We start from the raw sequence: 26,614 nt of genomic DNA on the forward strand, positions 1-26,614 counted from the left end.
TTGAACCGCCAAACCCCGGACTTGTCCGGGGTTTGTTGTTTTCGGGGGTTGGCCGCTATCATTCGCCGCATCTTTGAGGAGTGCTTTTGATGCTTAACGGCCTATGGCTCAGCTTTTTCGTCGTCGCGACCGTGTCCGCACTCGCCCAATGGCTGGTGGGTGGCAATGCCGGGATCTTCGCCGCGATAGTCGAAAGCATTTTCGCCATGGCCAAGCTCTCGGTTGAGGTGATGATTCTGCTGTTCGGCACCCTGACCCTGTGGCTGGGGTTTCTGCGCATCGCCGAGAAGGCCGGGGTCGTGGACTGGCTGGGCAGGGCGCTGGGGCCGTTGTTCAAGCGCCTGATGCCCGAAGTGCCGCCCGGCCACCCGGCGCTGGGGTTTATTACCCTGAACTTCGCCGCCAACGGACTGGGCCTGGACAACGCTGCCACGCCGATCGGTTTGAAAGCGATGCGCGCCCTGCAAGAGCTCAACCCCAATCCGACCAGTGCCAGCAATGCGCAAATCCTGTTTCTGGTGCTCAATGCCTCGTCCTTGACGCTTCTGCCCGTCACCATCTTCATGTACCGCGCCCAGCAGGGCGCTGCTGACCCGACGCTGGTGTTTCTGCCTATCTTGCTGGCAACCAGCGCTTCAACCCTCGTAGGGCTGCTCTCAGTGGCCTTCATGCAGCGTTTGCGCCTGTGGGACCCGGTCGTGTTGGCGTACTTGCTACCGGGCGCGCTGATTCTGGGCGGGTTCATGGCCTTGCTGGCAGGCTTGTCTGCCACGGCGCTGGCCAGTGTGTCGTCCCTCCTTGGCAACCTGACCCTCTTCGGGCTGATCATGATCTTTTTGATTATCGGCGCGCTGCGTAAGGTCAAGGTGTATGAGGCGTTTGTCGAAGGCGCCAAAGAAGGCTTCGACGTGGCCAAGAACCTGCTTCCCTACTTGGTGGCCATGCTCTGTGCCGTCGGCGTGCTGCGGGCTTCGGGGGCGTTGGACTTCGGCCTGGACGGCATTCGCCATGCGGTGCAATGGCTGGGTTGGGACACGCGTTTTGTCGACGCCCTGCCCACCGCGATGGTCAAGCCCTTCTCGGGCAGTGCGGCGCGGGCGTTGTTGATCGAAACCATGCAGAGCCAGGGGGTCGACAGCTTCCCGGCGCTGGTGGCGGCGACGGTGCAGGGCAGTACCGAAACGACGTTCTATGTACTGGCGGTGTACTTCGGTGCGGTCGGTATCCAGCGCGCCCGCCACGCCGTGGGTTGCGCGTTGCTGGCGGAGTTCTCGGGCGTAGTGGCGGCCATTGGTGTGTGTTACTGGTTCTTCGGTTAAGGCCAACGGGCTGTCGTCGCCGCGTCCCCCGGTAATGTCCAGCCAGGGGCGCGGCTGCGTTGTCGACTAAGGGGCGATGACGCGTTGCGCCTGGCCCTGTTGCATCACCCACTGCACCACTTGAGGCATCAGCGCATCGGTCGCTTGGCCAAACCCTGCCACCACGCCCGGCACCATCGGATTACTCAGGGGCTGGCGCGTTTCAAAGCGGCGAGACGCGATCACCCGTTGGTCGCTGGTGCGCACCAGACGCGCGTTGTACTGAACCAGCACTTCAGGGTTTTTGCCGTTGTAATGGGTCTGAAAGGCCAATAACTCGCCGCCCAATTCGTAGTCCGCCTGCAGGTTGCTGTCGTCCGTGCTCAACCCCTGAATCCGCCCGTCTTGCAAGAACGCGTCCAGCAAGCGATTACGCAACAGAACCGGCGCCGGGTCGCTCCAACGTGCGCCTTTGTAGTTGCTGATCAGGTTGCCTTGCGGCACGACGGCGATGTTCTGGCTGTTCAGTGCATTGCTGGCCATCGGCTTGTCGAGTCGCAGCGACCATGTCACCGGCGCGCTGCGGCTGGCAGCTATCGGCGTTTGCGCATAGGGCAACCAGTACACGTCCACTTGCTCGGGCTTGGGCAAGATCGAGCAAGCGCTGAGCAGGCTCAGGCTTGCGGCCAATACGATTGAACCTGCCAGGCGATACGTGCGACTCATGGCGTGAATTCCTTGTTCTGTTCGCGGCCCAGCAAGTAACCGCTTGGATTGGCCTCAAGCCGCCGCGAAATGCTGCGCAGCGTGCTCAGGGTTTCGCGCAGCTCATTGACGGCCGGGCCCAGTTGATTGAGGCCTTGCATGCCGTTGTTCAGCGACTCTTCGTTATTGCTGAGCAAGGTGTTGATGGTGGCCGCGCTTTGCTCCAGCGACTGCATCGCCTGCTCGGCGCTGCCGAACATCTGCTTGCCCTGGGTGTTGAGCAGGCCATTGGCATTGCGCATCAGCGCCGTGGTTTGCTCCAGCGTGATACTCGCCTGTTTGCCGACCTGCGCCAGTTGCTTAAGCGTCTGGGAGATGTCCCCGCGCTGGCCGGCAATGGCGTTGGTGGTTTGCTCAAGGTTGTTCAGGGTTTTACCCACGCGGTCGACGTTTTCATGGGAGAACAGTCGATTGGCGTTGTGCAGCAGCATGTTGACGTTGGCCATCACGTCCGAGCCGTCGGTCAGCAGGCGCGCGATAGGCGAGGGCGAGGCCACGATTTCCGGCAGTTTGCCGTCTTTGCCTTTGAGTGGCGGGCTGTTCGGGTCGCCGCCGCTGAGCTGGATGATGGACGTGCCCGTCACACCGGTCAGCGCCAGTTTGGCCTTGGTGTCGACTTTGACTGGGGTATTGGCCGCGAGGCGGATGCGCGCCAGCACCCGGCGCGGGTCCTTGTCGTCGAGCCGCAACTCAATCACATCACCGACCTTGATCCCGTTGTATTGCACCGAGCTGCCCTTGGACAAACCGCTGACAGCCTCGTTGAACACCACTTCGTAGTCCTTGAAGGTGCTGTCCATGCTGGCCTTGGCCAACCACAGCCCAAACAGCATGGCACCGACGATGACCAGTACGGTGAACAAGCCAATCAATACATGATGGGCGCGGGTTTCCATGTCATTGCTCCTTACGCTGGGTTGCCGCTTCGTACGCGGCGCGGCCACGAGGGCCATGGAAATACTCATGAATCCACGGGTCGTCGTAGTCTTCGACCTGCTTGATCGGTTCGGCCACCAACACGCGTTTCTGTGACAGCACCGCCACCCGGTCGGTGATGGTGTAAAGCGTGTCGAGGTCGTGGGTGACCAGGAACACGCTCAAACCCAGCGCATCGCGCAGGGTCAGAATCAATTGGTCGAACGCCGCCGCCCCAATCGGGTCGAGCCCGGCAGTCGGCTCGTCGAGAAACAGGATGTCCGGGTCCAGCGCCAGGGCACGGGCCAGCGCGGCCCGCTTGACCATGCCGCCGGACAGCGACGACGGGTACTTATCGGCCGACGACAGCGGCAGCCCGGCCAGGGCCAATTTCACCAGCGCCAGATGCTCGGCGTCCGGGCGGCTCAGGCCTGCGTGTTCGATCAGTGGCAAGGCAATGTTTTCGGTCACCGTCAGCGATGAAAACAGCGCGCCTTGCTGAAACAGCACGCCAAAGCGTCGTTCGACCCGTGAGCGCTGTTCTTCCGGCAAGCTCATCAAGTCTTCACCGAACACACGGACTTCGCCTTCATTGGGCCGCCGCAGGCCAACAATGCTGCGCAACAGCACGGATTTACCCGTGCCCGAGCCGCCCACTACCCCCAATATCTCGCCCTTGTAGACATCCAGATCGAGGTGCTCGTGCACGGTCTGGCTGCCGAAGCGATTGCACAGGCCGCGCACTTCAATCACCGCCTTGCGGTCGTTTGGCACAGAAGCACTCACCAGCCCATCTCCATGAAAAACAGCGCCGCCACGGCATCGAGCACGATCACGATAAAGATCGACTGCACCACGCTGGAGGTCGTGTGTTCGCCCACCGATTCAGCACTGCCCGCCACCTTGAAGCCTTCAAGGCAGCCGACGGCGGCGATCAAGAAGGCGAAAAAGGGCGCTTTGACCATGCCCACCAAAAAGTGCTGCACGCCGATGTCTGAGTGCAGCAGCGAGATGAACATGTCGGGCGAGATGCCCAGGGACACGATGCACACCACGGCGCCGCCCAGAATCCCGGCCATCATTGCCAGGAACGTGAGCAGCGGCAGCGCGATCAGCAGCGCCAGGACACGCGGCAACACCAGCAAATCCATGGGGTCGAGGCCCAGGGTGCGGATGGCGTCGATCTCTTCGTTGGCTTTCATCGAACCGATTTGTGCCGTGAACGCACTCGCGGTGCGGCCGGCGAGCAGGATGGCGGTCAACAACACGCCAAATTCCCGCAAGAAGGAAAACGCCACCAGATCGACGGTGAAAATACCCGCGCCGAAGTTGGCCAGTACTGTCGCGCCAAGGAACGCCACCACCGCGCCCACCATGAAGGTCAGCAACACCACAATCGGGGCCGCGTTCAAACCGATCTGTTCGATATGCGCCACCACCGGGGTGATGCGCCATTGCTTGGGTCGAAACAGGTTACGGGCCAGGGTTTGCAGGATCAGGCCGATGAAACCCAGCAGTTGCAGCGAGTCTTGCCACAGCTTGTCGACGGCGCAGCCAATGCGGCTAAGCACCTGAATGCCGGTGTTCTCCTCGGCGGCCTTGGTCGGCACGCAAAAGTCGCGCATCGAAGAATAGACCGTTTGCAACAAGGCACGGTCGGCGGCGGGGAGTCTGGAGGTGGTGTCGGCCAGTTGGCTGACGCGCTCGGCGCCCAGCAGCTCGACCAGCAGCGAAGCGCCTGCCGTGTCGAGGCGGGTCACGTCATCGAGGTCAACGTGGGTGTTGTCGTCGTACTTGCCGGCCAACTGCGCGTTGAGTTGCTTGAGGCGTGTGTAATTGGCCAGCGTCCAGTCGCCACTGATGTGCAGCCGGGCCGGTTTGCTCGAAGTATCTAATTGGGCGTCGCCAGCCTTAGCAGTAATAATCGTCGGCTCCAAGCTCAGTTTGCGAATACGTAGACCATAGGTAATAGCACAATCCGGTCAGTTTGCCTGACGGGACGCTGAAGGCGATTGATCTGCGTCGGTAACCCGGAAGCGCAGCACGCCAATCATTTGCCCATCTTCAGTCAACACCCGCACTTGCCAGCGGCCTACGGGATTGGGCGGGAAGTTCTGTTTGTGGGTCCAGGCGCGGTAGCCTTCCTGGCGTCCGCCTTTGATGTCCAGCGCGATGCGGTCCACTTCCTGGCCGTTGAGCTTCCACACGTGATAAATCCGTTCATTCAAGCCCCGTGGCGCATTGATCGCGGTGTAGGCGTACAGACCCCGCGCACGCAGCTCATTGACGTCGATGCGCTTGAGGCTCTCGCCCGGCGTGCGGTCTTGTAATTGCGTGGTCACGGCCACTTCCGTCATCCACAACGTGGCGGGCGGTACCCATGAGCGCAGCAACCATCCCGTGCCGCCGAGGGCAATGACCAGCAACGGCAGCAACAGCCAGCCGCGCACGGTCTTGAGCGGCAAACTCACGGCCAGGCTGGGGATGGACAGCACCACAGCGGCGCCCAGCGCCAGCATGTAGCTTTGCGACGTGGTGAGGTTGAGGATGATCGGCAGTGCGGTCAGCAGCGCCGCGAACAGCGCCAGCGTGTGAACGGCCAAAAACAGCCAGCGCTTGGGCGCCAACCATTTGTAATAGAGCGGGTCGGTGATGGTTACCAGCGCGGTTGCACCGAGCAGCCCGGTGAACACCAGTTGGCCACTGTTCCAGGTGGTGGTGACAAAGAAAAACGGCAAGACAAAAAACAGGCTCTCCTGATGGATCATCTGCGTGGCGTAACGCAGCAGCGGCGGGGGAATTTCGCGTTTGAACACCCGCATAAACAGCTGGGTGAAGGTGTTTTCCAGCATCAGCCAGACCCAGCTCACCAGCAAAATCACCGCGATCCAGCGGGCCATGCCTTGCTGGCGATCAACCAGAATGAAACTGCCCACACCCGAACAGAAACCGAACAGCGCAATCAGCCCCGGATAGCGCTTCATCAATTCAATGACGCGCTGTAAGTAATGGTTCCAGTTTGGCATGCGGCGGGTTCACATTCTGTATAGGAAAAATCCTCGACAGAATAGCGTTTAAGTACTGCTGGTGCCTGAGAGATTGTGCGCCCCTGAGCAGGGGCGCTGAAGGGTAAGGGGGCCTGTGACCCTGACTTAGTTCACGCGGCTTTCGAAGCGGCTGATGCCTGGCAGTTCCAGCACGATCTCATCCCCGACATTCAACGGACCTACCCCCACCGGCGTGCCGGTCATGATGACGTCGCCCGCTTGCAGCGAGAAGCACGAGGCCATGTGCTGAATCATCGGCACTATCGGGTTGAGCATCAGGGCGCTGTTGCCGTCCTGGCGGACTTCGCCGTTGATGGTCAGGCGAATGCCAATGTCAGCCAGATCCTTGAATGCGCTGCTTTGTACGAACGGGGCCAGCACGCAGGCGCCGTCGAATGATTTGGCGATCTCCCAAGGCAGGCCTTTGCTTTTCAGTTCGGCCTGTTTGTCGCGCAGGGTCAGGTCCAGGCCCGGAGCAAAACCGGAGAGGGCGTCCAGCACCTCTTCAGGGCTCGGGTGGTTGGACAGCGCCTTGCCGATCAGCACAGCGATCTCGGCCTCGTAATGCACGGAGCCGCGCTCGGTCGGGATAGTGAAGCCACCTTGCAGCGGCACCACGCAACTGCCGGGCTTGATGAACAACAAAGGCTCAGTCGGGATCGGGTTATCCAGCTCTTTGGCGTGCTCGGCGTAGTTACGCCCGATGCACACCACTTTGCCCATTGGAAAGTGAATCCTTGTACCGTCGACATATTGGTGCTGATAGCTCATTGACCGACTCCGCTGGTGGGTTCGCTGAAAGCGTCGATGCCGATGTTGCCCCTGAAGGCCCCATGCACGCGGCCTTCAGTGATGCAGGTGGTAGAACCACCGTTCGGCAGCGACGACCGCTGTGGTGCCGCTGATTAAATCGCGAAAATCTTGCCCGGGTTCATGATGCCGTTGGGGTCGAAGGCAGCCTTGATGGCCTTCATGTACTCGATTTCGACCGGCGAGCGGCTGTATGTCAGGTAATCACGCTTGGTCATGCCCACGCCGTGCTCGGCCGAGATCGAACCGTTGTACTTCTCGACGGTTTCAAACACCCACTTGTTGACGGTCGCGCACTTGGCGAAGAACTCGTCCTTGCTCAGGTTTTCAGGCTTGAGGATGTTCAAATGCAGGTTGCCGTCGCCAATGTGGCCGAACCAGACAATTTCGAAGTCCGGGTAGTGTTCGCCGACGATCGCGTCAATTTCTTTCAAGAACGCCGGGACTTTTGAAACCGTCACCGAGATATCGTTTTTGTACGGTGTCCAGTGGGAAATGGTCTCGGAGATGTACTCGCGCAGTTTCCACAGGTTTTGCAGCTGGGTTTCGCTCTGGCTCATCACGCCGTCCAGCACCCAGCCTTGTTCCATGCAGTGCTCGAAGGTTTCCAGCGCGGCATTGGCCACTTCTTCGGTGGTCGCTTCGAATTCCAGCAGCGCGTAGAACGGGCACTCGGTGTCAAACGCTGCAGGCACATCGCCACGCGCCATGACCTTGGCCAGAGCCTTGTCAGAGAAGAACTCGAATGCTGTCAGGTCCAGCTTGCTCTGGAAGGCATGCAGCACGGGCATGATCGAATCGAAGTCGGCCGTACCCAGCACCATGGCGGTCAGGTTCTTGGGCGCACGGTCCAGGCGCATGGTGGCTTCGACCACAAAGCCCAGCGTGCCTTCGGCTCCGATGAACAGCTGGCGCATGTCATAACCGGTGGCGTTTTTGATCAGGTCTTTGTTCAGTTCGAGTATGTCGCCCTTGCCGGTGACCACTTTCATGCCCGCGACCCAATTGCGGGTCATGCCGTAGCGAATCACCTTGATCCCGCCGGCATTGGTGCCGATATTGCCACCAATCTGGCTGGAACCTGCCGAGGCGAAGTCCACCGGGTAATACAGACCGTTTTCTTCAGCGAGGTTCTGCAAGTGCTCAGTGACCACGCCCGGCTGGCACACCACGGTGCGGTCGGTCAGGTTGATGTCCAGCACCTGGTTCATATAGTCGAAGGACACCACCACTTCGCCATTGGCCGCCACGGCTGCGGCCGACAAACCGGTACGGCCGCCCGACGGCACCAGCGCGACGTGATGGGCGTTGGCCCACAGCACGATGGCCTGCACCTGTTCAGTGGTTTTCGGGAACACGATGGCCAGCGGCGCGGGGGCGAAATGCTTGGTCCAGTCCTTGCCATAAGCATTGAGGGAATCGGCGTCGGTGAGAACCTTGCCAGGCTCTACCAGGGTCTTTAGCTCATCAATCAAGGCAGGATGGGTCATCAACAGAACTCTCGAACAATTCATGGTCATCCTGAGAACGCTTCACGTCGCAGGAATGGGTGTTTAGCGGGGCGCTTATGCTAGCATACGGGCCCCCCGTAGAATCGAGCCGTAGGACGATTCTCGGTGCCGGTCTTCACGCCGGCCAGGTCAGCTCAGGCTGTCCACTTCCCTGCCATTTTTCTCTGGGACACAGGTTTACGCAGATGAGCAAGACTTCTCTCGATAAGAGCAAGATCAAGTTCCTTCTTCTGGAAGGCGTCCACCAATCCGCTGTTGATGTTCTCAAGTCCGCCGGGTACACCAGCATTGAGTACATCACCAGTTCCTTGCCTGAAGATCAGCTGAAGGAAAAGATCGCTGATGCCCATTTCATCGGCATCCGTTCTCGCACTCAACTGACCGAAGAAGTGTTCGATTGCGCCAAGAAGTTGGTGGCTGTTGGCTGTTTCTGCATCGGTACCAACCAGGTCGACCTCAACGCTGCTCGCGAACGCGGTATCGCTGTTTTCAACGCCCCTTACTCCAACACCCGTTCGGTGGCCGAGTTGGTGTTGGCTGAAGCGATCCTGTTGCTGCGTGGCATCCCTGAGAAAAACGCTTCCTGCCATCGTGGTGGCTGGATCAAAAGCGCTGCCAACTCCTTCGAAATCCGCGGCAAAAAGCTGGGTATCGTCGGTTATGGTTCGATCGGCACACAGCTGTCGGTACTGGCTGAAGGCCTGGGCATGCAGGTCTTCTTCTACGACACCGTGACTAAGCTGCCGTTGGGTAACGCCACGCAAGTGGGCAACCTGCACGAACTGCTGGGCATGTCCGACATCGTGACCCTGCACGTGCCTGAAACCGCCGCCACTCAGTGGATGATCGGTGAGAAAGAAATCCGCGCCATCAAAAAGGGCGGCATTCTGATCAACGCCGCACGTGGCACCGTGGTCGAGTTGGACGCCCTGGCTGACGCGATCAAGGACAAACACCTGATCGGCGCCGCCATCGACGTGTTCCCGGTCGAGCCGCGTTCCAACGACGAAGAGTTCGAAAGCCCACTGCGCGGCCTGGACAACGTGATCCTGACCCCGCACATCGGCGGTTCTACCGCTGAAGCGCAAGCCAACATCGGTCTGGAAGTGGCAGAGAAGCTGGTCAAGTACAGCGACAACGGTACGTCGGTGTCCTCCGTCAACTTCCCCGAAGTGGCATTGCCGGCTCACCCTGGCAAGCACCGTTTGCTGCACATCCACCAGAACATTCCGGGTGTGATGAGCGAGATCAACAAGGTCTTTGCAGAAAACGGCATCAACATTTCCGGTCAGTTCCTGCAAACCAACGAGAAAGTTGGTTACGTGGTGATCGACGTCGACGCCGAGTCCTCGGACTTGGCGCAAGAGAAGCTGCAAAGCATCACCGGCACCATCCGTTGCCGCGTACTGTTCTAAGTCGCGCGCTACTAAAAAAGGAGACCTTCGGGTCTCCTTTTTTGTGCCGCCCGTAAAGTTACTTCACGTTAACCGTGATCTTCTTCGACACGATCACCGGTTCGAAGGTCATGTGGTTCTTGTCTGCCAACTCCAGCTGCAAGGTGTGCTTGCCGGGCGCGAGGGTGACTTCAGCTTCAGTCTGCGCCTTGCCGAAATGCACGTGGTTGGCGTCTGCCGGGATCACTTGGCCCGCAGCAATGGGCTGGTCAACGTCGATCAGCAGGTGGTGATGGCCGGTGTTGGGTGTCTGGTCGCCAGCAGGTGCCAGCTTCATGCCTTCAACGCCGAATTTGACTGTGAAGGTTTTATCCACTGTGGCGCCGTCAGCCGGGGAAATGATCGAAACTTTTGCGCCTTCGGGTGCCGGGGTGGCCGCCATGGCCATGACCGAAGCGCCCATCAGAACTGAAGCCAGTGCAGCGCGAGACAGTAAACTTTTCATTTTTCTCTCCGTTTTTCACAAAATTCATGGGGTTAAGACAGCGTCCAATCGCAGTGCTGTCCAACCCGCAGCGGACCAACATAAAGCAAAGCGAACCTTTATTGCGAATCGCTTGCATCCTGTTCAACCCAGTGACCCTGCGCCTTCTGCCAGGCCTGATGCTGTTATTGCCACGGATGAGCCCTTTGGCTCACGCCGCGTTGATCGATGACGTTAGCCACCGGTGCGAATCGCGCACCGCCCTCGACGCAGACACGCCGCCGTGAATCTTCAGGCAGGCCGGGCACCTGACCGGGTTTGAGGTTGAGCCGGGCCAACGGTTGGCGCAAACGCAGCAGGTGCAGGCCTCAACCTGATCACGAACGGCAACCAGTTGCTGTCGGGGATTGAAAGCGGGACATACGATGTTGCAATCAATCATAGTGCTTAGACCTGCAGTGGCCGCCATTTGATCAATTAGCTTTTGCTGGAAAGCACTCAACTGGGCTTGCCCCTGCTGATACGGGCTGAAGGTTGGCGGGTTCGTTGAGAACAGTGGCGGTCAGAAGGGGCTGGAAAACGTGAAGGTGAAGATCGATCGCCAACGCCGTTTATTGACGTTAGAGCGGGTGCGTATAGATCGGATACTGCGTCATCACGTCATACGAAAGACCAGGTTCTCGGCGTGTTCTATTTGGGCAGAGGCCCGCATGCTTCAATGAGCTTGCCATCCGTTCGGCTATCGATAGCCCCCTTTTCCCCGATATAGACATCGGTCTTCGGCCACTTCGGTTTAACCCGGATGCAGTGCGATTTCCCCCCGTTGTTCCCATCGAACGCCATAAAAAATTGGCTGTTCGGGAAGATGTGTCCTGCGCCACCCGTGGTTTGACCCGGGTAGATCTCACCTTCGCCCCGCGGCCGCTGCTTGACAGCGGCCGTGGCGCCCGATACATCATGGGTGTGTGGATGAGTCGCGCATGCTTTTCACATCAGACGCGTTGACGTCCGCCCCTCTGTTGCCCCAGCTGGTGCGGATGAAATTGACCACATCGGCCACTTCCTGATCCGACAAGCGCCAGTCGAAGGCGGGCATGGTGAAGGTCGACGGCGCGGTGTGTGTCGCCGGGAGTGTCCCGCCCTTGAGCACGATATGGATCAACGAGGTCGGGTCTTCGGACTGCAACACCGGGTTGCCCGCCAGCGCCGGGAACACGCGGGTATAGCCATGACCATCGGTGCGATGGCACGCGGCGCAGTTGTCGATGTAGACCGCCGCACCGCGTTTGCTGTCGTCGCCGTTCCACAGTGCGTCGGCCACGGCCGGGTCGTACTGATGGGGTTTGTCGGTTGAATCCACCGCAGGCAAAGACTTCAAGTAACGTGCGATTGCCGTCAGGTCGGCATCAGACATGTACTGCATGCTGTGAACGATCACGTCACTCATCCCGCCAAACACCGCACTGCGATCACTGCGCCCGGTTTTCAGGAACTGCACCAACTGCGTTTCGTCCCAGCTGCCAAGGCCGTCCTTGTGGTCGCCGCGCAGGTTTTTGGCGATCCAGCCTTCCAGCGGCGCACTGCCCGAGAGGAAGGTGCTGCCGTCTGTGGCGCTCAATGCTTTTTCCTGCATGGTCAGGGCGCGCGGGGTGTGGCATGCGCCGCAATGGCCCAGGCCTTCTACCAGGTACGCGCCACGGCTGAGCACCGGATCTTGGCCCGCGACGGGGGTGAAATCGTGCACGGCGGGCGCAAAGGTCCAGCGCCACATGGCCAGCGGCCAGCGCATGCTCATGGGCCACGGGATATCCACCGGTTTGTTCGCTTGCTTGACGGGCGCCACGCCTTTCATGAAGTAGGCATACAGCGCTTGCATGTCCGCCTGATTCACCCGGGCGTAGGACGGGTAGGGCATCGCCGGGTACAGGGTACTGCCGTTTTGCGCAATGCCATGGCGCACGGCGTTGTCGAAGTCCTCAAAGCTGTAATCGCCGATGCCGCTCTTGTCTGGCGTGATGTTGGTCGAGTAGATCGTGCCAATCGGGGTTTCCATCGGCAGGCCGCCCGCGAACGGCTTGCCGTCCTTGGCGGTATGGCAGGCCACGCAGTCCCCGGCGCGCGCCAGATACTCGCCCTGCCGGATCAAGGCCTGCGGATCTGCCCCGGCGGCCATGGCCGAGACGCTGCCCAGCAGCCCGAAGGTTGCGATAACAAGTGCTTTCATGGTCATCGCTCCTTATGCCTGAACCAGCGGGCCGGGGTTTTTCAGGTACTGCTCGCGAATGGCCCGCGCCGACCAGTAGGTCAGTGCCGCTACCAGCCCGGTCGGGTTGTAGCCCAAGCCCTGCGGGAAGGCTGACGCGCCCGGTACGAACACGTTATGCACATCCCAGCTCTGCAAATAGCGGTTCAGCGCACTGGTTTTCGGGTCGGTGCCCATGATTGCTCCACCGTTAAGGTGGGTGGTCTGATAGGACGCCGTGTTGAAGTGGTCACCGACTTTTTTGCCCAGCAGGGCGATGGCCTTCGGGTTCATTGCCTGGGCGATCTTGCCCATTTTTTCCATCATGAAGCGGTTCATCTTGATATCGTTTTCTTGCCAGTCGAATGTCATGCGCAGCAAGGGCTGGCCGTAGGCATCGCGGTAAATCGGGTCGAGATCCAGGTAGTTGCCACGGTAAGACTGATGTGCGCCGTGAGCGTCCATGGACACTTGGTGGGTGTAGTAATCGGCGGTGGCTTTCTTCCACGCGCTGCCCCACGCCGGGGTGCCTGGCGGGTTGGACGTGCCGGCAATCGGACGGCTCCCGGCCTGGTTGACCCACATGGGGGAGCCACCCACGAAACCGTGCGGCCCGTGATCGAAGTTGTCGGCGTTGAAGTCATCAATCGCCACGCCATTGCCGCCCGCACCGATAAAGTTGTTGGTGTGCACGTCTTTGTCGAAGTACGCCTTGATGGTGCCCATGTTCTGGTAGGCAAAGTTACGGCCCACCACACCTTCATTGGTGATCGGGTCGTAAGGTTTGCCGATGCCCGAGAGCAGCATCAAACGCACGTTGTGGAACTGGAACGCGCCCAGAATCACCAGGTCGGCGGGCTGTTCGATTTCGCGGCCCAGGGCGTCGATGTAGGTAACGCCCGTGGCTTTGGTTTTGTCGCTGTCGAGGTTGACGCGAATCACGTGCGCGTTGGGGCGCAGTTCAAAGTTGGGCACCTGCTTGAGCGCGGGCAGGATGTTCACGTTGGGCGAGGCTTTGGAATACATGTAGCAGACATAGCCGCTGCAAAAGCCGCAGAAGTTGCACGGCCCCATCTGCGCGCCATAGGGGTTGGTGTACGGCCCCGAGGTGTTGGCTGAAGGCAGGTTGTAGGGTTTGTAGCCCACTTCATTGGCGGCTTTCTGAAACAGTTGTGCAGAAACGGTGTTTTTCTGCGATTCCAGCGGGAAGTGATTTGAGCGATCCGGCGCATACGGGTTGCCGCCTTTGCCTTCACCCACTAACTGCCCGTTGACGGTCCAGGCCTGTCCCGAGGTGCCGAAGACTTTTTCGGCGTAATCGAAAAACGGCTCCAGTTCTTCATAGCTCACGCCGAAGTCCTGGATGGTCATGTCCTTGGGGATGAAGTGTTTGCCGTAACGCTCTTCGTAATGGCTGCGCAGGCGCAGTTCGATCGGGTCGACACGGAAATGCACGCCTGACCAGTGCAAACCGGCACCGCCCACCCCGTTGCCGGGCAGGAAGGCACCCAACTGGCGGTTCGGCAGTGCGACGTCGTTCACGCTGTGGCGTATGGTGACGGTTTCTTTCGACACATCCTGGAAGAGCTTTTTGCGCACGCTGTAGGTGAGTTCGTCGATGACCTGCGGGTAATTGCCATCCGGGTACGTGTCCTGCATCGGGCCGCGCTCAAGGGCTACCACGTTCAGTCCCGCTTCGGTCAGCTCCTTGGCCATGATCGCGCCTGTCCAGCCGAAACCTACAATCACGGCGTCCACTTTTTTCATAACGGTCATGCTCAGGCCCTCTCGCCGCGGATCGATACAGCCGGGAAGGGGTACTGCTCATTGCGTTCTACCCAGTCCATGAAGTCGGCGCGGGCGCCGGGGAAGCCGATCAGGGTCCAGCCGATCATGCCTTTGTTGCCACCGTGAATCGGGTCGCAGAAGAACCCTTCCTTGGTGTTTTGCAGCAGCAAACTGAAGAACATCTTCGCCGGGACACTCTCCAATTGCGGGGTGCCTGCTTCCAGCTGCGAGAGCACGGTGTCTCGGGTAGCGCTGTCTAGCCCAGCAAATACTGAGCCGTAGACCTTTTTGCAGTGTTCATCCGTGGCAGCAATGCCCAGGCGATAAATCTGATTGGGGACCAGTTTGCTCTGCCAGCCCATCTCGGCCGGGGCATCAGCATTGAACGGGCCTTGCATGAACCACAGCGCGCCGCTGGCATAAGGCGTGTTCATCTGGCGGTCGATGTATTCCGGCACACCGGCTTCCAGTGCGCCGGGGCCTTGTTCGTCAGTTGGAATCAAGCGCGCCACGGCGGCCTGCACAAATGCCCACTCTTGGGCGGTGAAGTAGGTGGGTTCGTACGCATTGCCGGCAGCCGGCGCGGGCGAGCGCCCTTCGCGAGCCGCGGCGTTGGCATCGACGCTGGCCGAGGCCATCAGCACTGAGCCGCCAAGGCTGGTGCTGGCGACAGTCACCACGGGAATCAGGGTCAGGGTTTTGCGCAGAAACTCACGCCGCGGGTTGTCTTGTTCAGACATGAGGCACCTCATCAGGCATTCACGGATGACAGCTGCTCAGCGGCAGCTTTTCGTTTTGGCAGGCGGCACGGGTCGGCTTCGACCGGGAAAAAGAACGCGCAGGCAAACATTGGTTACAAATTCTAACAGGCCAATGACCTAGGTGAATCGTTTCATGCGTAATTTTGCCGCACCCCGCGGCAATTAAATCCGGGCAATTGCGGGCTTCACGTTTTTTTGACAAGCGGCTCACAGCGTTTTGATTGCGGCTGATCCACCCTCGCCCCACTTTTTCTGATCTTTATAAAAACGGTCGAACTGATATGGCGAAACATCGGATTCTCCCTGCGCTGTGCCTGATATTCCTGACGTTGGCGGCGCTGCCACAGGCGCAGGCGGATGAACATCCTGCGTCTCGCCCTGTGCAATGGGCCCAGCCTGTTGCCACGCAGTACAACCTGTATCAAATGTCGCCCACGCTCTACCGCAGCGCCTTGCCCGACAGCCATGCGCAGCCGCTGCTGGAAACGTTGCAGATTGCGACGGTGATCAATTTTCTGCCCGAGGCCGACAGCACGTGGCTGAAAACCCCCGGCGTGACTCAGGTGCAGCTGCCGTATCGCACCAATCACGTGGACGACCAGGACGTACTGGCTGCGCTGCGCGCCATTCAGACGGCACAAGCGCGCGGGCCGGTCTTGATGCATTGCAAGCATGGCGCCGACCGCACCGGGCTGATGTCAGCCATGTACCGCGTGGTGGTTCAGGACTGGAGCAAGGAAGAGGCGCTTAAAGAAATGACCCAAGGCGGCTTCGGTGAAAATGCGCATTACAAGGATGGCGCGAAATACCTGATGAACGCAGACATACCGGCCTTGCGTGCAGCCTTGAGCAGTGGCGCGTGCAGCACGAGTGCATTTGCATCGTGTGTGGTGATGAACTGGCTGAAGCCGGGCAAGGCTTAAGCCGCAGCGTGTGCGGCCAGTTGGCGTAAGGCGGTTTTGCGCGCCAGCAGCGGCAATTTCGCGAGGTGTTCCACGGCGGCATAAAACGTCTGCCAGTCGTTGCCGCTTTGCTGGAACAACGCCGCGAACGCGGGCACCCATTGATCGTAGAGCCCGAACGGCAGCAGTTTGGCGTTGTTCATCGGGCTATTGATCCACAGGTCAAAACGCGTATTGGCGGCCCACTGCTGGTCACGCAATTGGCGGTATTGATCGCGCATGCGCTCAAACGTCTGGGCTTTGCGCTGGCGCATGGTGTCGGCCGGTAACTCTTGCGCGTAGAGGGTTTGCAACGCTTGGCGCGTTTGCAGAACCAAGCCGATAAATTGCTCGCGTTGTTGGGTGGCGCGTGGATCGGGGGGCGGTAAGCCTTGGTGGGCACGCCACTGACGCGTGCCTTCCTGTTCGACGAAGTTCGCGAAGGATTCGTTGAATTCTGTGTCGTCTTTGACGTAAACACGCTGGTGAGCGAGTTCGTGAAAAATCACGCTGGCGAGCCGCTCGTCACCCCAGTTCAGCATGGTGTTGAGGATCGGATCGTCGAACCAGCCCAAGGTCGAATAGGCTTCCACACCACTGACAAAGACATCCCGGTGTTGCTCGCGTTGTAAGGCCGCTTCGCCCCGCGCGCCTGCCAATGAGTAATAGCCTCGGTAGGCAACGCACCCGGCAATCGGGAAGCAATGGGTGATGGGGTCGAGTGAAAATTCCGGGGTCGCAAACACGTTCCACACCACGTAAGGGCGTTTGAGGTCGGCGTACAGGCGATAGCTGGCGTTTTCAGGCAGTAGCAGATGCTGGCTGGCGAAGGTGCGCGCCGCCTGTGCATGGGCAAGCTGATTGCGCAGGGTTGCGGGGCGTTGGGGGTCGTTGATGACGCGATCGATCGGCTCGCGGGCTTTTAGCAGGTGCAACTGCCCGCTGGCCAGTTGTGAGTAATAGTTCACGCTGGAACAGCCACTGAGCAGGGTCAGTGCAGCCAGCACCCATAAACAACAAGCCCTGGGCGTCATCGGGTCATCCAGTCAAAGAGTGCGGCAAGCCTAGCTGTTAAGAGGGTGAGTGCGCCACAGTCGCGGTGAAGGCGCTATGCTGGCACTTCACACTGCCAAGGAAACGAGCATGCGAACTTTTATCGGGTTGGCGCTAGCGTGTCTGCTGCTGAGTGCGTGTGCCAGCACGCCCTTGCCTGTGCACAACCCCGCCATGGCGTGGGTCGATCTTGAGACGCAAACCGGCAAGCTGGTGATGGCGGAGCGGCTGGATAACCAGCGCACGGCCGATGGCCGCTATTTTCAGGTGACGCCGGGCAGCCATGAACTCATGGTGCGGTTCGACTATGAGGTGTTTATCGGGGGCATGAGCCAGTTCAGCAACCCGCAGGAACGGCTGTGCTACCTGACGCTCGATTACGCCGATTTTCAGCCCGGTCAGCGTTATCGGTTGCAGGCACGCTCCCTGGGCTTCAACGCCTATGCCCGGCTGTTTAACGCCGAGGGCAAGGTGGTGGCCGAGGAGCGGCTGGTCAACTGTATTCCGTAGCGATCAGTTGTCGTTCTTCTGGTAGATGATCTTTTTCGTGCCGTTTTCGCACGTGCCTACCACCATGTTCTGGTCTTGGACTTCATCGTTGGTCACGATTTCCAGGGTGTAGGACGACACGTTATTAGCCTGAATCTTGGCCTCGATTTCAGCCTTGAGTTCTTCACACGGCTTGGGCGCGGCCAACGCAGTGGTCGCCATGGCGCAGCAGATAACAGCTAAAGCGAAACGTTTCATGGTGAGACTCCCTTGATTGCGATGCGCAAAGTCATGCATTGACGCACGCGGGGATGATTCGATCACATTGGGCGTCAATCCAGACTGATCCAGGGCAAACACACGGGGATCGCCAAGACCGCCCTGGCCTGCTCAAGAGGGAGCGGGCCAGGGCGCGGTGCCGTGCTTGATCAGCTCAGCAACGTGGCGTCCAGCGTGATATCGGCCTTGAGAACTTTCGATACCGGGCAGCCTTCTTTGGCCTTGGTGGTCAATTCGTCGAATTGCTGCTGGGTGGCGCCCGGCACTTTGGCCTTGAGCACCAAGTGCACGGCAGTGATCGCGAAACCGTCGTCTTGTTTATCCAGCGTCACTTCTGCGGTGGTGTCGATGCTCTCGGCTGTGAGCCCTGCCTCACCAAGGATCATCGACAGGGCCATCGAGAAGCAGCCAGCGTGGGCCGCACCGATCAGTTCTTCGGGGTTGGTGCCTTTGCCGCCTTCGAATCGTGCCTTGAAGCCGTAAGGCGCTTCGCGCAGTACGCCGGTTTCAGTGGAGATGGAGCCGATGCCGGTTTTAAGGTCGCCTGCCCAATGAGCCGATGCTGTCTTTTTAATACTCATGCGTGCCTCCTGAAGAACGGCGTGAAGGTTTCACGCCTTGTATGGAGTTGTGAGGGTAGTCGGCTGAGTAAAGTTCATACTGTCAGACCAATCGTCTTTTTTAGTAGCTCATTTCGTAGCCTGCTATTGAAACTCGGGTATATGCCCATATTGCAAAGAGCACTGGCAGGTTTTGGCGAGCGTCTGAGCCTGCGTCCCATTAGGAGTAGCCGGCTGATGACACACCTGTCCGATATCAAGTTCTCAACCCTCGATCTGGTGCCCGTGCGTGAAGGCGGCAGCGCTGCCCAATCGCTGCACAATTCGCTGGATTTGGCGCAGCACGTGGAAAAGTTTGGCTATCACCGCTTTTGGGTTGCCGAACACCACAACATGGACGGCATCGCCAGTTCCGCGACCGCGGTGCTGATCGGTTATCTGGCGGGCGGTACATCGACCATTCGCGTGGGCTCTGGCGGTGTGATGCTGCCCAACCATGCGCCGCTGGTGATTGCCGAGCAGTTCGGCACCCTTGAAAGCCTCTACCCTGGGCGCATTGATCTGGGGCTCGGCCGTGCGCCGGGTTCGGATCAGATGACCGCGCGGGCGTTGCGACGCGAACGCTCCGGCAGCGCCGATGATTTCCCGCAGGATGTGGCCGAGCTGATGCGCTACCTGGGCCCGCGTACGCCGGATCAGCGCGTGATTGCCATGCCCGGGACCGGCACCCAAGTGCCTGTGTGGCTGCTCGGTTCGAGCTTGTTCAGTGCCCAATTGGCGGGTGAACGCGGCTTGCCTTACGCCTTCGCCTCCCATTTCGCACCCCGTTTGATGCATGAAGCCATTCGCGTCTACCGCAATCACTTCAAACCCTCGGCTGTGCTCGACAAACCCTACGTGATGCTGGGCGTACCGCTGGTGGCCGCTGATACCAATGAGCACGCCGAGTACCTGGCGACGTCGGTCTATCAGCGCATTCTGGCGTTAATGCGCGGGCAAAGTCTGGTGCAGCGCGCGCCGGTCAAAACCATGGACGGTGTGTGGTTGCCGCATGAAAAGGACGCTGTGATGAGCTTCCTCGGCCTGGCCATGGTCGGTAGCCCCGAGAAGATCCGCGCCAAGCTTGAGGTATTGGTTGAGCAGACGGGCGCTGATGAGCTGATTTTCACCTGCGACCTGTACGAACATGCTGACCGTATTCATTCCTATGAATTGCTGGCGCAGGTGATGAAGCAACGCTCAGAGGCACGCTCGCCGCAATAACTATCTACCACCTGACGGCTTGATCGGGCCGTCAGGCTGGCGTGACCTTGTTTACCTGTGGTCATGCCCATGCCTTCCTCTTTGCACCACCACACGCCAAGCCTCGCCGCTTTTGACCCTCGTGGCCTGAGTGTGCGGCGCGTGGCCTATCACCGAACCTCCTCCGACGCCCCGGCCCTGTCGCGCATCAATAGTCAGGTGTTTAGCGCAACGGGCGTGTTGCTGGAGCAGTGGGACCCGCGCCTGCACCGCATGCGGGACCAATCGCCCGCGCCTCAGTCCAATCAAAGCACCCGGTACAGCCTCGGCGGTCACCCCCTCTTTAGCCGCAGCGTCGATGCGGGCAGTCGCTGGTGGTTGCGCGGGGCAGCGGGGCACGTGCTCAGGAGTTGGGACTCAAGGGGGGCAAAGCAGCGTCAGGTGTTCGACCCATGGCTGCGACTGATCGCACGGCATGAGCGCGGCGCCGACGAGCTGGCTGAACGTTGCGTCGAGGTTCTGACCTACGCAAGCGTCACGTCACAGGACAAGACCGCCAACCGCTGCGGGCGATTGGTGCGGCATGAGGATGCCTCGGGGTCTTTGCGTTATGAGCACTATTCGTTGACAGGGCAGGTGTTGAGCGAGCAGCGCAGGCTCTGTCAGTCACTGCACGTGGTGGACTGGCCGCAAGCGGTGGCTGAGCGCGATGCACGGTTGAAGCCTGAGGGTTTCACCACGGCCTGGCACTACGACGTGTTTGCGGCGGTGATCGGGCAAATTGATGCCAAAGGTCATTGTCAGCACAGTGTCTATGGCATCGATGGGTTGTTGCTCGAAAACGCCCTGACCCTCAAAGGTGAGCGCCGCCAGGTGCTGATCGATCAACGCACCTACAACGCCAGTGGCCAGCTGGAGTCCGAACGCGCCTCGAACAATGTGATGACAGTGGCGCAATACGCGCAGCCTGATGGACGTCTGGAGCGGTTGCAGGCTTACCGGGCTGGCGAGGCGAAGTCGCCGCTGCAAGACCTGAACTATGAATATGACCGGGTGGGCAATGTGACCCGGATCCGCGACAACGCGCAGCCGGTGCAGTGGTCGTTTAATGCTCAGGTCGATCCGGTCAGTACCTTCGCTTACGACACGCTCTATCAGTTGACTTATGCAACGGGGCGCGAAAACGCGAATAACAGCCCCTCCCCGGCGTTACCGGCGTTCATGCTGTTTGGAGTGAAAGATGACACGGTCTGGCGAAACTACCGGCACGTGTATGTCTACGACGAGGCGGGCAACCTGACCCAGTTACGCCATCACGTTAAGACCGGCAGCGGCTATCGGCGGACCTTTGCAGTGGCTAGCACCAGCAATCACGGTGTGCTGCATGACGACGAGGCCGTTACGCCTCAAACCCCTGGACTGGGCAGTGCGTTTGACCGCAACGGCAACCCACTGTCGCTGGGTCGGGGGCAGGCCCTTCAATGGAGCGTGAACAACCACCTGTTGAGCGTCACGCTGGTTCACCGCACCGATGCCCGCAACGACGAGGAGGCTTATACCTATGACGCGGCCGGGCAACGGGTGCAGAAAGTGCGCACGACCCTGGCCGCAAGCAGGGTCCATACCCGTTCGGTTCTGTATTTGCCGGGGCTTGAGATCCGCGAAGACACCGCCACTGGCGAGCAACTCAATGTCATTACGGTTCAAACCGGTTTGAGCGGGATCAGGGTGTTGCAGTGGGATCGCGGTCGGGTTGACCCCGAGGCTCAAACGCAGTGTCGTTTCAGCCTCGCAGATCTGTCAGGCAGTACCACGCTGGAGCTTGACGGGCACGGGCAGTTAATCACGCAGGAAAGCTATTACCCCTATGGCGCCACGGCCTGGTGGGCGGCCCGGACGGCGTTGCAGGCCACGTTCAAAACGGTTCGTTACTCGGGCAAGGAACAGGACGCCAGCGGGCTGTATTACTACGGATTTCGCTATTACGCGCCGTGGTTGCAACGCTGGATCAACCCCGACCCGGCAGGCGCCATCGACGGTTTGAACCGCTTCGTCATGGTGGGTAACAACCCGATCTCAAAAACTGATCGCAATGGATTGATTGGCGCCTATGCGGATCTCAGGCCGACCCGCGTTCAAGCCTTGGAGCATTACGTGCGCGAGCATTTTCCAACGGTTTACCTTCAACCCCTGGAGACGTTCATGTTCCGGCACAGCCTTTCAGGCGGTGAGCACGCGGATGTCATCAACGCATTAAGAACGCAAGGGTTCAGTTTCGAAGAAATGGCCAAGTACAACGCTTCCGTGAGCATCAGCGCCAACAGACCAGCCAATATCTTGCAGGGCTTGGAGCAGGCGTATATTGCGTCATCCAGTTATTTCAACGAAATGGCTAGATGGATGACCAATCCTCTTTTCAACCCGGTCCCTGGCGATTGGAGCACAGCGGACATCGAGACGATCTACTCAAACATGCAACCCGAAGGCGCTGTTACCTTTGATCCTGCTGAATCAGGCATGAGTGACGCGTTGAGTGTGACCCGCGAACGCGCTGTCGAGCTGTTCGATTTGCATATACGCAGCAACCCCGGAGCCTCAGTGGTGACTGCTTTCAGAGGCACTGGGGTGAGTGATTTGGGTTTGAAGGCCCTGATTGCACAAGCCAGTACAGGCGACATAGTGCGCACTGAGCAATTTCTGTCTGTCAGCAGCATGATGAGCGTTGCCAAGCGGTTTTCGCTTGGGTCTTACGACACACGTGGGGGGGGCCTGAACCCTGTGATGCTCACGGTCAAAGGTGCGCGCGCCATGGAGTTGCCATCGCCGGTCAATGAGGCCGAAAGCATCTACCCGCTGCAATCGACCTTCACCATTAAGCCTGCGGGCTTCTCTCAAGCGCTAGTAAAAGCCTATGCCCCCTCAGCGACCCACTTTGTGCTGCAAGAGGTCTATGTGCCGCCGTCAAAGCGTCAAGCACTTCCCTTTATGACCGATCCCCATGGGTTCAGGTGGTAGGTGGGCCAGTGCCATCACTGCCCGAACGCGGTGAATCAAAACGGTGCATCGCCCAGAATGGTGGCGCGGTGCATCACGCGCCGGTTGGGGCGGTAATCATCCACGGCGTAATGTTGAGTGACGCGGTTGTCCCAAAACGCCACGTCGTTTTCCTGCCAGCGCCAGCGAATGGTGTATTCAGGGCGCGTGGCGTGGGCGAACAGCAGCTTCAGGAGCGCCTCGCTTTCAGCCTCAGACAGCTCATTGATGCGTGTGGTGAAGCCCTCATTGACGAACAACGCCTTGCGACCGCTCACCGGGTGCGTGCGTATCACCGGGTGTGACAGCGGCGGGTTGTTCTTGCGCGTCTGGTCCCAGCGCGCGAAGTCTTCCGGGGTGGAGCCGAAGCGCTCCAGCGGGAACGACTTGGTGAAGTCGTGGGTCGCCGTCAACCCGTCCAGCAGCCGCTGCAAGGGTGCTGACAGTCCCTCAAATGCCGCAATTCCGCTGGCCCACAACGTGTCGCCCCCAAAGGCTGGCAACTGCTTGGCACTCAACACCGCGCCCAGGGCAGGCGTTGGCAGGAAGGTGACATCGGTGTGCCAGACCGCATTGTCGCGCACGTCGGTGACGGCGGTGTCCAGCACCAGCACTTCAGGTTGCTCGGGGATGTTCGGGTAAATCGGGTGAATGTGCAGATCGCCGAAATTGGCCGCAAATCGCGCTTGTTGCTGCGGGTTGATCGACTGGTTCCTGAAGAAGATCACGTGATGCGTCAGTAACGCCTGTTCAATGGCTTCGCGCTGTTCGATGCTCAGCGGCTGAGTCAGGTCAACGCCTTCAATCTGCGCGCCGAGGGCAGCGCTAAGCGGGGTAAGGGTCAGGCTCATGGTCATTCTCTTCATCAGCGCGCCGATGGATCAGCGTCGTGTTAGTTCGAAACAGTTAGTGAGCCTGGCCGTGCCACGGCACCAGCTTGCGTTGCAGGGCGCGCAGGCCCATTTCCATGGCAAAAGCGATGATGGCAATCACCAGAATGCCCAGCACCACTACATCGGTGACCAGAAATTGCGCGGCCGACTGCACCATGAACCCCAGGCCGCTGGTGGCGGCGATCAGCTCGGCGGCCACCAGCGTGGACCAACCCACGCCCAGGCCAATGCGCACGCCGGTCAAAATGTCGGGCAGGGCGCTTGGCAGGATCACATGCCGAATCAACTGCCAGCGGGTTGCGCCCAGTGACTGCGCGGCGCGCACTTTGGCCGGGTCCACGGTGCGCACGCCGGTGGCGGTGGCAATGGCAATCGGCGCAAAGATCGCGAGGTAAATCAGCAGCACTTTCGACAGCTCACCGATGCCGCACCAGATCACGATCAGCGGCAAGTAAGCCAGTGGCGGGATCGGGCGATAGAACTCGATCAGTGGGTCGAAAATCCCCCGCGCAATGCGGTTATGGCCAATCGCAATGCCCACCGGAATCGCGGTGAGAATCGCACACCCCAGGCCCAACCCTATGCGGCTCAAGCTGGCGCCCAAGTGCTGCCACAAGGTTGAATCCATGTAGCCCCGGGTTGCCAGCAACCAGCCTTTCTCCAGCACGGCGGACGGCGGTGGCAAAAACAGCGGCTCGATCAGCCCCGCAGCGGTCACGGCCCACCAGGCGGCGATCAGCGTAATAAGCGTCAACAGGCTGATCCAGCGTGTGCTCAGTGGACGTTTGGCTGGACGCGGCGGGTGCGCCGCTGCGGTTGGGGTGGCGTCGTTCGCCAGTTCGTAACTGCTCATGCGCGCTCCTGCCGTCGGGCGGCGTCGCGTTGCGAAAACACGCGTTCGAGCACGTGTTCGCGGGTTTCAATAAAAAGGGGGTCAGACTTGATCGAGCGTGCGGACTCTCCGGCGTTGTAGCGCTGCCCGAAGTCCAGCGTCAGGCGTTCCACGATGCGTCCCGGATTCGGTGCCAGCAGAATCAGGTCCGTGGCCAGAAACACGGCTTCCTCGATGTCGTGGGTAATCAGGAACACCGGCTTGGCAGTGCGGCGGCACACTTGCAGCAACAGCTCCTGCATCTGCTCACGAGTGAAGGCATCGAGGGCGCCAAACGGTTCGTCCATCAGCAGCACGCGAGGATCGGCCGCCAACGCACGGGCCAGCCCCACGCGCTGTTTCTGCCCGCCCGACAGCTCCCAGATCCGGCGTGTTTCAAAACCTGACAAGTCCACCATCGCGAGCATTTCGCGGGCCCGGCTTTCGCGTTTGTCCTTGGCGATACCCGCCAGTTCAAGGCCGAAGCCGACGTTGGCCAGTACGTCTTGCCAAGGCAGGAGCACGTCATCTTGAAACACCACGCCGCGTTCGGCGCTGGGGCCATGGACCGGCGCGCCATCGAGGGTGATACGCCCGCCGCTGGGTTCGACAAAGCCTGCAATCAGGTTCAGCAACGACGTTTTACCGCTGCCCGACGGGCCGAGTGCGACCAGCAACTGCTGCGGGCCGAGGTTGACGGAAATGTCCGACAGCACCGGTTCGGCAGCCCCCGGATACTGTGCGCTGATGCGCTCCAGTGATAACAAGGCCATGTCGGGCGGCTCCTGAAAAAGCGTGAGTTATTGAGCGACGAAGCGGGCGTTCACAGACGGCGCGTAGTCAGGCAGCACGGCGTCCACTTTGCCTTGCTCTTTAAGGAAGGCCGCTGTGTCAGCGAGGGCTTTGGTGGTGGGCGCGCCCAGCAATACCGCCTGATCGGTGGCCAGCGGGTACACGTTGCCTTGCAGCAACAACGGGATATCAGCCGCTTTGGCGCCCGACAGCTTCACCAGCTTGTCGATGTTGCTTTGATTGGCCAGCCAGGCTTTCGGGTCATTGTGGTAGTCGGCGTAAGCATCCAGGGTCACCTTGGCAAAGGCTTTGACGACGTCCGGGTGTTGGGTGGCGAAGTCTTTGCGCACGATCCACGCATCAAACGTCGGGGCGCCGAACGTGCTCAACTCGCCGGAGGTAATCAGCACTTTGCCGTTTTCTTTGGCGGCGCCCAGCGCCGGGTCCCATACGTACGTAGCGTCAATGTCACCGCGCTTCCAGGCGGCAATGATGGCGGGCGGCGCAAGGTTCAGAATCGTGACCTTCGACGGGTCGATGTTCCAGTGCTTCAACGCGGCCAGCAGGCTGTAGTGGCCCGTCGATACAAACGGCACGGCGACTTTTTTACCGATCAGATCCTGCGGGTTGTTGATGCCTGAGCCGTTGCGCGCTACCAGCGCTTCAGCGCCGCCGATCTGAGTGGCTATCAAAAAGGTTTCGACCGGGACGTTACGGGTGATCGCCGCGGTCAACGGGCTGGAACCCAGGTAGCCGATTTGCACATCGCCCGACGCGATAGCGGCAATGATGTCTGCGCCGTTATCAAACTTGCGCCACTTGATGGGGGCGTCGATGGCTTTCTCGTAAGCGCCGTCTGCCTGAGCCACTTTTGCCGGGTCGACGGTGGTTTGGTAGGCAACGGTGAGATCCGTGGCGGCCTGTGCGAAGAGGCTGGCCGTTGCCAGGGACAAAGCAGCCAGAAGGCGTAGGGGAGAATACAGTTTCACGATGAAGCTCCTCGACAGGCGGCCGGATATCGGCAGAAAACAAGGTTAAATGATCTAAGAATCGCTAAATAAATAACTTTTAAGCATTAGCTTATGAAGTTCTTCGTTCGGCTTGAGCGTGCGGTGACGAAAACTGATCCGGCGATTTTCTGCGTCCCTGATCCGTTGATCGCCTTATAAGAAAACAGACTTAAAAACTTCATAAATATCCATTTAGAAATTAGACCAAAGGCCGATAGCATTCCCTCACCTGCGCGTTGGAAAAGGCGCTGTATATAGCTGTTTGATCTGATAATTTTAGAAATAATTCTTTTTGGGTTTAACAGAAAGCCATTAACCTACGCACAAAGGACAGCGGACTAGACAAAGGTCGTAGACACGAAAAGTTACGATTGACTTGTCAGTCACTGTCTGGCGCTAATCGCGCATCTGTAGCACCGAGACGTCAGATCTGGGG

The 26,614-nt window shown here is 59.6% G+C and carries 24 protein-coding genes; 6 read left to right on the forward strand and 18 right to left on the reverse strand.

Annotation, left to right across the window (positions count from 1 at the left end; genetic code table 11):
- Positions 1-89: 89 nt before the first annotated feature.
- Entirely contained in the window at positions 90-1,319 is a 1,230-nt protein-coding gene (locus tag V6F78_RS07815; RefSeq protein ID WP_169858405.1) for a nucleoside recognition domain-containing protein, read from the forward strand.
- A gap of 66 nt (positions 1,320-1,385) precedes the next feature.
- On the opposite strand, the gene V6F78_RS07820 is transcribed toward V6F78_RS07815, so the two are convergent.
- From V6F78_RS07820 to V6F78_RS07850, 7 genes are all read right to left on the reverse strand, one after another.
- Positions 1,386-2,024 (reverse strand): ABC-type transport auxiliary lipoprotein family protein, encoded by a 639-nt coding sequence (locus V6F78_RS07820; protein WP_047279533.1) that lies wholly within the window; start codon positions 2,022-2,024, stop codon positions 1,386-1,388.
- Positions 2,021-2,959 carry an MlaD family protein gene (locus V6F78_RS07825; protein ID WP_047296253.1) on the reverse strand — a complete coding sequence of 313 codons (939 nt, stop codon included), beginning with the start codon at positions 2,957-2,959 and terminating at the stop codon, positions 2,021-2,023. The genes V6F78_RS07820 and V6F78_RS07825 overlap by 4 nt, the downstream gene beginning before the upstream one ends.
- A 1-nt stretch (position 2,960) precedes the next feature.
- Complete coding sequence (locus V6F78_RS07830; protein ID WP_095007509.1) at positions 2,961-3,752, reverse strand: ABC transporter ATP-binding protein; 792 nt, start codon at positions 3,750-3,752, stop codon at positions 2,961-2,963.
- Between the two features lie 8 nt (positions 3,753-3,760).
- Positions 3,761-4,915, reverse strand: a complete 1,155-nt coding sequence (locus tag V6F78_RS07835) for an ABC transporter permease (protein WP_186347955.1) — start codon at positions 4,913-4,915, stop codon at positions 3,761-3,763.
- A 45-nt stretch (positions 4,916-4,960) separates the two neighbouring features.
- Positions 4,961-6,004 carry a DUF5924 family protein gene (locus tag V6F78_RS07840; RefSeq protein WP_332726935.1) on the reverse strand — a complete coding sequence of 348 codons (1,044 nt, stop codon included), beginning with the start codon at positions 6,002-6,004 and terminating at the stop codon, positions 4,961-4,963.
- A 126-nt stretch (positions 6,005-6,130) separates the two neighbouring features.
- Positions 6,131-6,796, reverse strand: a complete 666-nt coding sequence (locus V6F78_RS07845) for a fumarylacetoacetate hydrolase family protein (protein WP_047296250.1) — start codon at positions 6,794-6,796, stop codon at positions 6,131-6,133.
- Positions 6,797-6,930: 134 nt separating this feature from the next.
- Positions 6,931-8,325 carry an FAD-binding oxidoreductase gene (locus tag V6F78_RS07850; RefSeq protein WP_048375114.1) on the reverse strand — a complete coding sequence of 465 codons (1,395 nt, stop codon included), beginning with the start codon at positions 8,323-8,325 and terminating at the stop codon, positions 6,931-6,933.
- Positions 8,326-8,531: 206 nt separating this feature from the next.
- Between V6F78_RS07850 and serA the strand changes: the two genes are divergently transcribed.
- Positions 8,532-9,761 carry a phosphoglycerate dehydrogenase gene (gene serA / locus V6F78_RS07855; RefSeq protein WP_047278613.1) on the forward strand — a complete coding sequence of 410 codons (1,230 nt, stop codon included), beginning with the start codon at positions 8,532-8,534 and terminating at the stop codon, positions 9,759-9,761.
- A gap of 58 nt (positions 9,762-9,819) precedes the next feature.
- Here the strand turns inward: serA and V6F78_RS07860 are convergent, their stop codons facing one another.
- From V6F78_RS07860 to V6F78_RS07875, 4 genes are all read right to left on the reverse strand, one after another.
- On the reverse strand, positions 9,820-10,245 hold the full coding sequence (locus V6F78_RS07860) for a DUF4399 domain-containing protein (protein ID WP_047296248.1): 426 nt from the start codon (positions 10,243-10,245) through the stop codon (positions 9,820-9,822).
- A 934-nt stretch (positions 10,246-11,179) separates the two neighbouring features.
- Positions 11,180-12,448, reverse strand: a complete 1,269-nt coding sequence (locus V6F78_RS07865) for a c-type cytochrome (protein WP_332726936.1) — start codon at positions 12,446-12,448, stop codon at positions 11,180-11,182.
- Between the two features lie 12 nt (positions 12,449-12,460).
- Positions 12,461-14,242 carry a GMC family oxidoreductase gene (locus tag V6F78_RS07870; RefSeq protein ID WP_169862224.1) on the reverse strand — a complete coding sequence of 594 codons (1,782 nt, stop codon included), beginning with the start codon at positions 14,240-14,242 and terminating at the stop codon, positions 12,461-12,463.
- A gap of 2 nt (positions 14,243-14,244) precedes the next feature.
- The gene (locus tag V6F78_RS07875) at positions 14,245-14,994 is read right to left on the reverse strand and encodes a gluconate 2-dehydrogenase subunit 3 family protein (protein ID WP_047296243.1); all 750 of its coding nucleotides are present in this window, start codon (positions 14,992-14,994) and stop codon (positions 14,245-14,247) included.
- 302 nt (positions 14,995-15,296) lie between these two features.
- Between V6F78_RS07875 and V6F78_RS07880 the strand changes: the two genes are divergently transcribed.
- Positions 15,297-15,938: a dual specificity protein phosphatase family protein gene (locus V6F78_RS07880; protein WP_048375103.1), complete on the forward strand. Its 642-nt coding sequence runs from the start codon at positions 15,297-15,299 to the stop codon at positions 15,936-15,938.
- Here the strand turns inward: V6F78_RS07880 and V6F78_RS07885 are convergent.
- Entirely contained in the window at positions 15,935-16,990 is a 1,056-nt protein-coding gene (locus V6F78_RS07885; protein ID WP_332726937.1) for an aminopeptidase, read from the reverse strand. The two genes, V6F78_RS07880 and V6F78_RS07885, sit on opposite strands and share 4 nt — an antisense overlap.
- A gap of 109 nt (positions 16,991-17,099) precedes the next feature.
- Between V6F78_RS07885 and V6F78_RS07890 the strand changes: the two genes are divergently transcribed.
- Positions 17,100-17,519, forward strand: coding sequence for a PA0061/PA0062 family lipoprotein (locus V6F78_RS07890; protein WP_047296237.1), 420 nt, complete (start codon positions 17,100-17,102; stop codon positions 17,517-17,519).
- Positions 17,520-17,522: 3 nt separating this feature from the next.
- Here V6F78_RS07890 and V6F78_RS07895 read toward each other — a convergent pair whose 3' ends face one another.
- Positions 17,523-17,756, reverse strand: a complete 234-nt coding sequence (locus V6F78_RS07895; RefSeq protein WP_047279681.1) for a DUF1161 domain-containing protein — start codon at positions 17,754-17,756, stop codon at positions 17,523-17,525.
- Between the two features lie 170 nt (positions 17,757-17,926).
- The gene (locus V6F78_RS07900) at positions 17,927-18,358 is read right to left on the reverse strand and encodes an OsmC family protein (protein WP_047296236.1); all 432 of its coding nucleotides are present in this window, start codon (positions 18,356-18,358) and stop codon (positions 17,927-17,929) included.
- 216 nt (positions 18,359-18,574) lie between these two features.
- On the opposite strand from V6F78_RS07900, the gene V6F78_RS07905 reads away from it, so the two are divergent.
- Positions 18,575-19,600, forward strand: coding sequence for an LLM class flavin-dependent oxidoreductase (locus V6F78_RS07905; protein ID WP_048375100.1), 1,026 nt, complete (start codon positions 18,575-18,577; stop codon positions 19,598-19,600).
- A 69-nt stretch (positions 19,601-19,669) separates the two neighbouring features.
- Entirely contained in the window at positions 19,670-22,594 is a 2,925-nt protein-coding gene (locus V6F78_RS07910) for an RHS repeat-associated core domain-containing protein (protein ID WP_169838843.1), read from the forward strand.
- A gap of 35 nt (positions 22,595-22,629) precedes the next feature.
- On the opposite strand, the gene tauD is transcribed toward V6F78_RS07910, so the two are convergent.
- From tauD to tauA, 4 genes are read right to left on the reverse strand one after another with little or no spacing between them, the layout of a single operon-like run.
- Entirely contained in the window at positions 22,630-23,463 is an 834-nt protein-coding gene (gene tauD / locus V6F78_RS07915; protein ID WP_047283354.1) for a taurine dioxygenase, read from the reverse strand.
- A 55-nt stretch (positions 23,464-23,518) separates the two neighbouring features.
- Entirely contained in the window at positions 23,519-24,358 is an 840-nt protein-coding gene (tauC, locus tag V6F78_RS07920; protein ID WP_094990171.1) for a taurine ABC transporter permease TauC, read from the reverse strand.
- Positions 24,355-25,149 (reverse strand): taurine ABC transporter ATP-binding subunit, encoded by a 795-nt coding sequence (tauB, locus tag V6F78_RS07925; RefSeq protein ID WP_047296232.1) that lies wholly within the window; start codon positions 25,147-25,149, stop codon positions 24,355-24,357. Before tauB ends, tauC begins: the two co-directional genes overlap by 4 nt.
- 27 nt (positions 25,150-25,176) lie before the next feature.
- Positions 25,177-26,157, reverse strand: coding sequence for a taurine ABC transporter substrate-binding protein (gene tauA / locus V6F78_RS07930; protein ID WP_332726938.1), 981 nt, complete (start codon positions 26,155-26,157; stop codon positions 25,177-25,179).
- Positions 26,158-26,614 lie beyond the last annotated feature (457 nt).

Source organism: Pseudomonas sp. ESBL9 (genome assembly GCF_036668715.1).
Classification (GTDB): Bacteria; Pseudomonadota; Gammaproteobacteria; order Pseudomonadales; family Pseudomonadaceae; genus Aquipseudomonas; species Aquipseudomonas lundensis.